At 28.1% G+C, this 10,145-nt stretch carries 10 protein-coding genes and 1 pseudogene; 6 read left to right on the forward strand and 5 right to left on the reverse strand.

Features of this window, described 5'->3' with window-relative positions:
* Positions 1 to 91 precede the first annotated feature (91 nt).
* On the forward strand, positions 92 to 1,168 hold the full coding sequence (flhB, locus tag CAMP18497_RS07780) for a flagellar biosynthesis protein FlhB (RefSeq protein ID WP_263678076.1): 1,077 nt from the start codon (positions 92 to 94) through the stop codon (positions 1,166 to 1,168).
* On the opposite strand, the gene CAMP18497_RS07785 is transcribed toward flhB, so the two are convergent.
* Positions 1,160 to 1,939 (reverse strand): sulfite exporter TauE/SafE family protein, encoded by a 780-nt coding sequence (locus CAMP18497_RS07785; protein ID WP_337213624.1) that lies wholly within the window; start codon positions 1,937 to 1,939, stop codon positions 1,160 to 1,162. The genes flhB and CAMP18497_RS07785 overlap by 9 nt on opposite strands.
* A gap of 110 nt (positions 1,940 to 2,049) precedes the next feature.
* On the opposite strand from CAMP18497_RS07785, the gene pseA reads away from it, so the two are divergent.
* The 3 genes from pseA to CAMP18497_RS07800 are packed head-to-tail and all read left to right on the forward strand — an operon-like array spanning position 2,050 to position 4,533.
* Positions 2,050 to 3,186 carry a pseudaminic acid biosynthesis protein PseA gene (gene pseA, locus CAMP18497_RS07790; RefSeq protein WP_263678077.1) on the forward strand — a complete coding sequence of 379 codons (1,137 nt, stop codon included), beginning with the start codon at positions 2,050 to 2,052 and terminating at the stop codon, positions 3,184 to 3,186.
* The gene (hisH, locus tag CAMP18497_RS07795; protein WP_337213626.1) at positions 3,183 to 3,794 is read left to right on the forward strand and encodes an imidazole glycerol phosphate synthase subunit HisH; all 612 of its coding nucleotides are present in this window, start codon (positions 3,183 to 3,185) and stop codon (positions 3,792 to 3,794) included. The genes pseA and hisH overlap by 4 nt, the downstream gene beginning before the upstream one ends.
* Position 3,795: 1 nt before the next feature.
* Positions 3,796 to 4,533, forward strand: a complete 738-nt coding sequence (locus CAMP18497_RS07800; protein WP_263678079.1) for a HisA/HisF-related TIM barrel protein — start codon at positions 3,796 to 3,798, stop codon at positions 4,531 to 4,533.
* Here the strand turns inward: CAMP18497_RS07800 and pseH are convergent.
* The 3 genes from pseH to CAMP18497_RS07815 are packed head-to-tail and all read right to left on the reverse strand — an operon-like array spanning position 4,501 to position 8,260.
* The gene (gene pseH, locus CAMP18497_RS07805) at positions 4,501 to 5,541 is read right to left on the reverse strand and encodes a UDP-4-amino-4,6-dideoxy-N-acetyl-beta-L-altrosamine N-acetyltransferase (protein ID WP_263678081.1); all 1,041 of its coding nucleotides are present in this window, start codon (positions 5,539 to 5,541) and stop codon (positions 4,501 to 4,503) included. The two genes, CAMP18497_RS07800 and pseH, sit on opposite strands and share 33 nt — an antisense overlap.
* Positions 5,538 to 6,362, reverse strand: coding sequence for a UDP-2,4-diacetamido-2,4,6-trideoxy-beta-L-altropyranose hydrolase (pseG, locus tag CAMP18497_RS07810; protein ID WP_337213629.1), 825 nt, complete (start codon positions 6,360 to 6,362; stop codon positions 5,538 to 5,540). Before pseG ends, pseH begins: the two co-directional genes overlap by 4 nt.
* Positions 6,359 to 8,260, reverse strand: a complete 1,902-nt coding sequence (locus CAMP18497_RS07815) for a motility associated factor glycosyltransferase family protein (protein WP_337213631.1) — start codon at positions 8,258 to 8,260, stop codon at positions 6,359 to 6,361. The genes pseG and CAMP18497_RS07815 overlap by 4 nt, the downstream gene beginning before the upstream one ends.
* Before the next feature lie 172 nt (positions 8,261 to 8,432).
* Between CAMP18497_RS07815 and CAMP18497_RS07820 the strand changes: the two genes are divergently transcribed.
* The gene (locus CAMP18497_RS07820) at positions 8,433 to 9,104 is read left to right on the forward strand and encodes a CDP-alcohol phosphatidyltransferase family protein (RefSeq protein WP_337213633.1); all 672 of its coding nucleotides are present in this window, start codon (positions 8,433 to 8,435) and stop codon (positions 9,102 to 9,104) included.
* Here CAMP18497_RS07820 and pseF read toward each other — a convergent pair.
* Positions 9,101 to 9,817: a pseudaminic acid cytidylyltransferase gene (pseF, locus tag CAMP18497_RS07825; RefSeq protein WP_337213635.1), complete on the reverse strand. Its 717-nt coding sequence runs from the start codon at positions 9,815 to 9,817 to the stop codon at positions 9,101 to 9,103. The genes CAMP18497_RS07820 and pseF overlap by 4 nt on opposite strands.
* A gap of 143 nt (positions 9,818 to 9,960) precedes the next feature.
* Here pseF and CAMP18497_RS07830 point away from each other — a divergent pair.
* A pseudogene (locus CAMP18497_RS07830) lies at positions 9,961 to 10,145 on the forward strand (hypothetical protein); the annotation flags it as partial.

Below are 10,145 nucleotides of genomic sequence, written 5' to 3' on the forward strand. Positions count from 1 at the left end.
GGATTGAATGAGAAATAAATCCAAGTATTTAAATTTGTTTATACTTGGATTTAAATGCTATAATTTTGCTTTAAATTTTTAAAGGTTTTTTATGGCTGCTGATGATCAAGAAAAAACAGAAGAACCCACGTCCAAGAAAATAGAAGATGCACGGCAAGAGGGTAATGTCCCAAAAAGCCAAGATGCATCTGCTGTGGCTGTGCTTGTTATAGCTGTGGTTGTTGTGTTGTTTATGATGCCTTTTATAGGTGAGAGAATTAGTGGTTTATATAGGTTTTATCAAAGTTTTATAGGTATAGAACTTGATTTAAAAATCTTGCAAAAAATTATTATAAAAACCATGATAGAAATGTTTATTATGGTTTTACCTATTACTCTAACAATTATGGTTGCAGGTGTGCTTGGAAATTTAATGCAATTTGGTTTTATTTTTACCACTAAGCCCATTACTCCAAATTTTAACAAAATTAACCCTATTAATGGACTTAAAAATCTTTTTTCTTTAAAAAAGATTATTGAAGCTTTGAAAATTATTCTTAAAGTTGGAGTGGTTTTTGGTATTGCTTTTATTTTTTTATTACAATTTATGAAAGAGCTTCCTAGGGTAGAACTTTATACGATTTATCCACAACTTTTATGGCTTAGGGATAAAGCTATTATACTTGCAGCTATTGTTATCATAGCTTTTTTGATTATAGGGCTTTTAGATGTACTTTTGGTAAGGTATCAATACTTTAAAAACTTACGCATGAGTAAGCAAGAGGTTAAAGATGAATTTAAACAAAGCGAGGGAGATCCTTTGGTAAAAGGAAGAATTCGTCGTTTGCAAATGGAAGCAGCAAGGCGTAGAATGGTGCAAGATGTTGCTAGTGCTGATGTTGTGATTACTAACCCTACCCACTATGCGGTTGCTTTGCGTTATGATAGCTCTAAAGAAGCTGCACCAAAAGTTTTAGCTAAAGGGGTGGACTTTTTAGCTTTGCGTATAAAAGATATGGCTTATGAGTATAATGTGATGATTTATGAAAATCCTCCTTTAGCAAGAGAACTTTATAAAGCATGTGAAGTTAATGATCTTATCCCACCAGAGCTTTTTAAAGCAGTGGCAGAGGTTTTAAGCTTTGTCTATACTTCTAATAGGCAAAAATTTGCCGATAGATTAAAATAAATTTAGCTTTTTAATCAAACTTATAATAGTCATAGTTATAGAAAGAGTGTAGATGCCTAAAAGTGCTATGCGGTGGGATTTGAGGTTGATTTTTTCCATGATTTTAATTCCAAGATAAACCCCTAGCATAGAGCTAAGTCCTACTAAGCTTCCATTTTGTAAGACTTCTTTATCAATGATGTCATTATATATAAAAGAACTAATCCCTGAAATGGAAGCAAAAATCACAAAAAATAAGCTAAGTGGCACTATTTTTTTGGTATCATAGCCTAAAAAATAAGCCAAAATAGGGGTGATTAAAAGCCCACCACCAATCCCTAAAGATATAGCAAAAATTCCTGTAAATGCACCACAAATTAGCAAAATAGAATTTTTTAAGGTATTAGAGTGGTTGATGTTTCCAATGGTGCTTTTTTGATTAAAAGCAAATTTTAAAAAGAATACAATACTCACACATAAAAAAATACTTGTTAAAGTTATATCTGAAAAATATGAGAGCAAAAGTCCACTAAACATCGCACCTAAAAAGCCTCCAAATCCTATGATAAGACCATCTTTTAAGATTAAATTTTTCTTTTTATAGTTTAAATAAGAACCAAAAATAGAAGCAAAAATCATTTGTACAACAGAAATTGCAACAGCATGGTGAGAGCTAAGCCCTAAAGTAAGCATGAAAGGAACGATAATCATACCACCACCTATGCCAAAAACCCCTGAAGCCATACCTGAAAAAATTCCTATAATCATATAAGGAAGTAAAGTTAAATCCATAATTTATAAACCTTTAAATAAAAATATTGTAACAAAATAAAATTTATTTAGCTTTAGAAAATATAATCATAGTCGATTTATGATGATTATAAAGATTTTTTGGAGTTAATATGAAATTTTGTAAAAAATGCGTTATGCCAGATACTAAGCCTGATTTGCATTTTAATGATGAGGGAATTTGTGATGCGTGTTGCTCGCAAGAAGCTAAAAATCATGAGATAAATTGGCAAGAGCGTGAAAAAGAATTTCTAGAACTCGTTAAAAAATATAAAAAACATCCTGTGTATGATTGTGTGATAGGGGTAAGTGGTGGTAAGGATTCTACTTTTCAAGTTTTAAAATGTCTTGAGCTTGGACTTAATCCTTTGTGTGTTTGTTTTGAACCAAGCATCCCTACTAAAATAGGTAAAAAGAATTTAAAAAATTTAAACAATCTTGGTGTTGATTTGATCCATATCAAAAGAAATCCTTTGGTGTATAAAAAATTAGCCCGCGAAGCTTTTATAAGAACGGGCGATAATGAATGGCAAAACCATTTGGGAATTTTCACTTGTGTTCCAAAGGTAGCTGTTGCTTTTGGCATTCCTTTGATCATTTGGGGGGAAAGTCCGCAGATTGAGTATGGTGGGCCAGCTAGTTCTAAAGAAAAAAATACTTTAGGCAGAGAGTGGCTTGAAGAATTTGGTGGGCTTTTGGGTAATAGAATTTCTGATATGATCGGTGTTGATGGTATTAGAGAAAAGGATTTATATTTTTATACTTATCCAAGTGATGAAGAGCTTCAAAGAGTAGGAGTTACAGGGTTATTTTTGGGATATTATTTTAAATGGGATTATAAGTATAATTTAAAAATATCTAAAGAAAATGGCTTTAAAACTAGTACAAAACCAGTTGAAACTACTTATGAGAATTTTGAAAATTTAGATTGTTATTCAAATCATGTGCATGATTATTTAAAATACTGCAAATATGGTTTTGGAAGAGCTACGGATAATGCGTGCTTGGATATAAGACTTGGCTATATTAGCCGTGAAGAGGGCGTGAGACTTGTAAATAAATATGATGGAAAGCTACCTAAAAAGGCTATTAAGAAGTATTTGGAATTTAGTGGTTTTAGTGAAAAAGAATTTGAAAAAATTGTAGATTCTTATACTAATAAAAAGATATTTAAACGCGATGAAAATGGTAAATTTTTAAGAGATAGTGATGGATCATTGATAAAAAAAGATGAGTTTGTTTTGAAATGATTTGTATTGTTGATTATCATCTTGGAAATTTTAAATCTGTTTTGAAAGCTTTTGAAAAACTTAATCAAGAAGTGATTATAAGTTCTAAAAAAGAAGATATAAAAAATGCCTCTAAATTAGTTTTACCAGGCGTTGGAACTTTTAAACAAGGTATGGAAAATTTAAAAAAACTTGCACTAGATGAGCTTTTAAAAGAATGTGTTTTAAAAGATAAAAAGCCTATTTTGGGGATTTGTCTTGGTATGCAACTTTTTGCTAGTAAGGGGTATGAGGGCGGAGAGTGTGAAGGGCTTGATTTTATAAAAGCAAGGGTTTTGAAATTTGATTTAAGTAAAGAAAAATTATTGCATAGTGGTTGGGATGATTTACAATTTAGTGATAAAAAAAGCAAACTTTTTGATGGAATTTTAGAAAAAAGTGATTTTTATTTTGTGCATTCTTATTATGTAGAGTGTTTAGAGAGAGTGGAGACTTCTTTTTGTGAGTATGAAAAACCTTTTTGTGCAAGTTTTGAAAAAGATAATATTTTTGCTGTGCAATTTCACCCTGAAAAAAGCCAAAATGTAGGTTTGAAACTTTTGGAAAATTTTGCAAATTTAAAGGCCTAATATGCTTAAAACAAGAATTATACCTTGCGTGTTATTAAAAGATCATCAGCTTGTAAAAAGTATCAATTTTTCTTCTTTTAGAACTATAGGGCATGTAATAAGCACAGCTAGGATATATAATGCTAGAAATGTTGATGAGCTTATAGTTTTGGATATCAATAAAAATGGCGTTATAGATTTTGAAAGCTTAGAAGATATAGCTAATGAATGCTTTATGCCTTTAACTATTGGAGGTGGGATTAGAACTTTAGAAGATATTAGAAAAGTGTTAGATATAGGTGCAGATAAAATCAGCATTAATTCTATGGCTTTGCAAGATCCAGATTTTATTAAAAAGGCAGCAAATACTTTTGGAAGTTCTTGTGTAGTATGCTCGGTTGATGTAAAAAAAGATAAAAATAAATTTAAAGTTTTTAATAATGAAATTTTAGATATTGATCCACTAGAACTTGCATTAAAATACGAATCTTTGGGAGCAGGGGAGATACTTTTAACAAGTGTTGATAAAGAAGGAGGTTCTTTAGGGTATGATTGGGAATTACTAGAGTATTTCAAAGGTAAATTAAAAATTCCACTTATTATCAATGGGGGGCTTTCTAAGCCTCAAGATGGGGTAAAAGCTATACAACATGGTGCGAATGCATTAGCAGGTGCTTTTATATTTCATTTTAGTCAATATACTCCAAATGATATTAAAAATCATTTACTAGAAAATGGTATTGCAGTCAGACTTTGTTAGTTGCATTTTTAAGATAGTTTCATTTTGGAATTTAAATTTATCAATTGTGTTAAATTTAAATATTTTATGCAAATTAACAACAAATGTATTATCGCAAAATACCTGTAATTGAAGAAATTGACGATTTTTTATTTTGAAAACATAATATATACCAATATGCTCCAAAATTCTACCTAACCCTGAAATTTTAGAAAAAGGATTTGCATAAAAACCAAATTCAATAGTATTATCAGAAATGATTTCAAAATTAATACTTCCAAGAATTTGTTTATTATAAATTACACAATAATAGTTTTTAAGAGTATTTTGTTTTAATTTTTTTATAAATTTTTTATGTTCGTATTTAGTAATATAATGTTTTTGATATAAATATTTTTTGATTTCAGGGTGATTTCTGTATAGTCTAATTTTTTCTTTTTCTTTGTGGTTTAGATTGATAAAATTTTTCAAAATAATATTTTCATTATGAATAAAGTTGAAAATAATATTTTTCTTGTTTATTTCATAGCTGATTAATTCATTAAGCCAATTAAAATTAATAGAAGATAATTTTTCAATAATAGGTTTTTGTATATATTTCAAATAAAGCATTTTTTTATGTTTTGTTGTTTCTATAGGTGAATGTTTTAAATACAAATTTAAAGCTTTTGTGTTTTTTTTAAAAACACAAGCGTTTAAAGTTTGAACTTTTAAAACATTGAAAGCATAGTTTTTAACTTCTTGCATTAAAAGTTCACCTACACCTTTTTTTATACCATAAAGCCCAAACTCACATGAATGGTTGGTTATATTAATAAAATCGATTACACCTATGGTTTGTTTGCCATCATAAACTAAAAAATATTTTTTAGTTGTATCTGTTTTTAGGCTAGATAAAAAACTTAAGTGCTCTTTTAAAGTTATATTTTGTGTTTTCATAAATTTAGCAATGCTTTCATCGTTACGCCATTTTAAAACAAGCTCGATTTCTTCTTGAGTTAAATGAATAAAATCTTTTAAAACTATCATATAAAACTCTCCACCTCATAACCTTTTTTAGCAAGCCAAACTGCAATTTTTTCTTGATTTTTAGCATAAGCTATGGCTTTAAAATTGGCTTTTAAAATCAAAGCTTCGTTGACTAATGAGCTTGCGCTAATGATGAGTTTTTTGCTTTCATTCATTAATCTTGCAAGATTAGGATAATCTATTAGAATTTGCATATTAGAGTTTTTTTGGCTTAATTTTTGAAGCAAGTTTAGATGAGAATTTGCTTTTGTGGTAGCTATGATGATAGTTTTGTTTTTATTTAGTTTATTTGCTATATCAAAGGAAATATTTTTTGGATCACTTCCCCCTATACAGATAAAATAATCATAAATTTTCTCTCTTTTTATCTTGCTTTCTTGGTAAAACTCATCGCGTATTAGAGCATAGGAAAAGCCACATCTTAATTCACAATACTTTGGTACTAAATTTTCATAATCACTTTCTTTAGCATAAGCATTGACATTAAGTAAAATATCACAAAAGTGTTCTTTTATTTCATCATCAAAACTTAGAATTTTAATTCCTGTTTCTAATTTAATAAGTTTTTCATCATCTGCAGTGATCTCATAATGATCAATGATTAAAAGATCAAATTTTTCTTTTTTGATGAGATTGATGAGTTCATATATGCTAACACTTGTTAACTCATACACAGGATAAGGAATTTCATCTATTAAAGAGCCTTTTAGTGGTAAACAAGCAAAAGATACATCTTGATATTGTTTAGCTAATAAAAGATCTCTTTTAATGTGCCCATGCCCTATAATGCTAGAACTATCGCTTCTAAAAAGAACTTTCATTTGATTTTGTGTCCATATCCTCTTTGTATAATAGTTTCTTGCAGAGGAATTATACCTCTATGCAAGGCTTGTTCGTGAGCTTTGATATGAGCAATAATTAACTCAAGCCAATCAATATGTTCTTTTATCCATAAAAGCGATTTATTATATACATCATCTTCATTGATAGGGTTTAAAACATAAATTTTAGCAAGATTAAATTCAAATTGAGCAAGTAGTGGAGTTAAAGTTTCGTGTAATTCTTCCATACCTTTTAAATTTTCTATATATGTTTTAATTTCATCAATACTTTTAATCATATTTTTTATGTTTTCATCGGAGTAAATGTTTTGATAAGACCATTTTAAATCAGTTAAATAAGCTTCGATAGTATTGTTTAGAGTGTGGCAATGTGTAATGCTTTTTTTGATTTTAGTGTAAGCTTTAAGCATTAATTCATTTTGTTTGTTTGAAGTTGGATTTTCTAGTGAAATAAAAGGTTTTTTTAAATCTTTTGTCAAGAATTTTTCACATATTTTTTTAAAAGGTTCTTCTATAGCCCCTTTAATTCTAGCCCCACCTTCAGTGCAGTTATATACATTTGTTCCATAGTGGTTGAAATATACAATATCGCTTTCAAAATTTTGTCGGAATAAATTCCATACAAAAGAACTTTGAACTTTTCCATTACCCCCGTAAGCTTCACATTCATATTTTCCATAGTCTTTTTTATAAATTTTGCCATTTTTATAATTATCAGTTAAATAAGTATAGCCATTAGAATGAGAAATTCCATCATCACTATAGGCTAAATCTTGGCCAATTAAAATGATATTTTTGTGACCTAGATTAAAAGCTAGGTTAGAAGCCATATTTGCAACACTGCATCCAGTTATAAGATATCCATAGGCATGTAATTGCATAAAATATATAAATTTTGCATCAGTAGGTGAAATGAGAATATAATTTCTATTATTATTTTCTAGATATTTTATTGTGTTAGGATGTGCATATGATTTTATGATAAAAGTTATACTTTTATCAAAATCTCCAAAATTATTATTAAAAAATTCACTAGTTAAAGCTACTCTTTCTGAGGTTAAAACATAATCAGGTTTAATATTGTGTTTGGCTAAGATAGGGTAGGCGCTATCTGCACAAAATATAGTTGCTTTATCAGCATATTGTTTTAACAAAGGAAGTTGTTTGGATAAACTAGGTCCTGTAGAAACAATGATAGCAGTATCACTTAGATTTTTTCTTTTTTGTAAAAGTTCTTGATAGCTTGGATGTGTTAGCATTTTAGGAAGATTATAAGTAAATTGCTCTACCCCTTGAAGAGCATCAAGAGGTAGATTTCCATATTTTAATACAGCTTTTTTTAAGTATTCTAGCATATTATTATTGACTTTTAATATATCTTCGTGATATCTTTCATAATAATCAGAATGTAGTTCTAAAAAATATGTTCTTGCAAAATTTAACATAGGTTGTTGTTTACACATTAATTCATAGTCTATGATTTTTAGACAATTTGTATTGACAATTACCAATCTTGCTTCTTGTAATTCTTTACTAAAATCCAACACACTAAAAGCACTATGGATAATCTCTAAATCTTTTTCAAAAACAATAATAATCTTATGGTGAGGATTTTGCAAAAGAGCTTTATATAAAATTCCATTTCCAAATCCATAAAAATATAATACAGGATATAGACGATATTTTTCATTGTAAATTTTTAACATTGTGTTTAGTTCTTCTAAAGGATTTTTATAAACTAAAGTATTATCTTCGGTATTTAAAAAATTTATATCTAAACTATCGCTGCCTTGTATTATTTTGTATTTTGAATGCGTTATAGAAGAAAGTATTTGTCCTAGTTTAGTTTTTATATGTTCTAAATTTTTCTTTAACATAAGGTTCCTTATCTTTATATTCTAAAACTATGAGTAAGTATTATACTTTAAGTAAAAAAAGAAATAGCTTATGAGTATAAAATTGTTTTATTATTCATACTGTATACACTGATTTATTTATGTTATAATATGCTTAAATAAATATAAAATTATGTATTTTGAAGGATAAAAAATGAATTTAGATGAAAAATTAAAAAAACGACAAAGACTTGAAATGTCTTATTATCCTACAGAGTATATTATAAGAGTTTTATTATTGCAAAAATACATTTTAATACCTATTTCAAAAACATCAATAACACCTAATCATATAACTATTTCTTCTTTAGTTTTAATTGTTATATCTTTTTTAGCTATTTACAATCATTTTACACTTTTGGCTGGTATTTTATATTTTGTTTATTGTGCATTAGATTGCTTAGATGGAATGTTGGCAAGATATAAAGACTTGCGTTCTCAGTTTGGAAGTTATTTGGATAAAGTTGTAGATCATATCGGTTTCAATGGAGTTTTTATTATGGCATATATTGCATCTTATATTAGTTTATTTGAATGTTGTTTAGCGATCATTTGTATGAATTTACATAGAACGATTTGCCCTCATTATATTTTAAAAAATTTAAGAAAGGTAAAAAATATAAAACGTTTTGGGGTTAAAAAATACTTTTTAGAAAGAGGGTTTTTGCTTGGAATTGATGCTACCTTGCTGGTAATTTTAATAAGCATTGGCTTAATTTTCAATATTTTTTCTTTGATTTGTTATTTGCTTAGTTTTTTATTTATATTTGACTTAGCATATAGATTTTTTGAATTGAGATATAATTTAAAACATAATGAAGATTAAAGGGTATTGGTTTTGTTAAATTGATAAAGCATTTTAGCAAATTCTAAGTCTTCGAAAGTGTCAATATCGCAAATTTTATTCCTTGGAAGTAAAAAGGCTTTGGAATGAGGTTTGAATAAAAAATTTTCTTTTAACCATGCTTCTTTTTTGCCAAAGTAAAATGCGCCACCATCATGATAAGCTTTAGTAAGATCTTGTGAGCGTTTATCATGGTTTGCTTCATCAAACATGTAAACTTTATTTTGTTTATCAAGGTAAAAAGCTCTTTGTATAGGGTATTCAAACTCGCAAGCTGAAAATAAAAATTTACATTCTTCTTGTTTAAATTGCTCAAAAGCTTTTTGCAAGATAAACTCATCTATAAGTGGAGCAGTAGCGTATAAACAACATACATTTTCATAGACTTTGCCTTGTTTTTCTAAGGTAATAATAGCATCTTGGATTACAGCGGTTGAGCTTGCATAATCATCACTTAATTCTTTTTTACGTACAAAAGGGACTTTAGCGCCATATTTTAAAGCTACTTCGATGATCTCATCATCATCACTTGATATGATTATATCATCAAAAATACCCGAATTTAAAGCACTTTTTATGCTATAAGTAATTAAAGGCTTTCCTAAAAAGTCAATGATATTTTTTCTAGGAATGCGTTTAGAGCCACCGCGCGCAGGGATAATACAAAGATTTTTCCCATATTGTAAATTGTTCAATCAAGCACCTTAAGTTATTAATATTAACTATATTATATCAAATAATTGTATTTTTACACAGTTGATTTAAACTGATAAATAGAAGTTTTATGTTATATTTTAATAAAAATTGTATAAATTATAAAGTTACATAAGGATGATTTATGAGAAATAGTGTTGAAAAAATTATATTTCAAGCATTAGATAATTTATCAGATGAAATTTTAGAATTAAAAACAGCGAATTCTAAATCACAATTATTTTTAGACTCTCTAGCTTTAGTCAGTTTAGTTGCTGATTTAGAAGAGCTTTTAAGCGAGGAATTTAATAAAGAAATCATTTTAGCGGA

This window comes from Campylobacter sp. W0066.1, from assembly GCF_024723635.1.
GTDB classification, from domain to species: Bacteria; Campylobacterota; Campylobacteria; order Campylobacterales; family Campylobacteraceae; genus Campylobacter_D; species Campylobacter_D lari_C.

Coding starts and splice junctions, on each gene's coding strand:
- pseA (WP_263678077.1), top strand. CDS start 2,050: ATGAAATTTTGTAAAAAATGCGTTATGCCAGATACTAAGCCTGATTTG.
- CAMP18497_RS07785 (WP_337213624.1), bottom strand. CDS start 1,939: ATGGATTTAACTTTACTTCCTTATATGATTATAGGAATTTTTTCAGGT.
- pseG (WP_337213629.1), bottom strand. CDS start 6,362: ATGAAAGTTCTTTTTAGAAGCGATAGTTCTAGCATTATAGGGCATGGG.
- hisH (WP_337213626.1), top strand. CDS start 3,183: ATGATTTGTATTGTTGATTATCATCTTGGAAATTTTAAATCTGTTTTG.
- CAMP18497_RS07820 (WP_337213633.1), top strand. CDS start 8,433: ATGAATTTAGATGAAAAATTAAAAAAACGACAAAGACTTGAAATGTCT.
- CAMP18497_RS07800 (WP_263678079.1), top strand. CDS start 3,796: ATGCTTAAAACAAGAATTATACCTTGCGTGTTATTAAAAGATCATCAG.
- flhB (WP_263678076.1), top strand. CDS start 92: ATGGCTGCTGATGATCAAGAAAAAACAGAAGAACCCACGTCCAAGAAA.
- pseH (WP_263678081.1), bottom strand. CDS start 5,541: ATGATAGTTTTAAAAGATTTTATTCATTTAACTCAAGAAGAAATCGAG.
- CAMP18497_RS07815 (WP_337213631.1), bottom strand. CDS start 8,260: ATGTTAAAGAAAAATTTAGAACATATAAAAACTAAACTAGGACAAATA.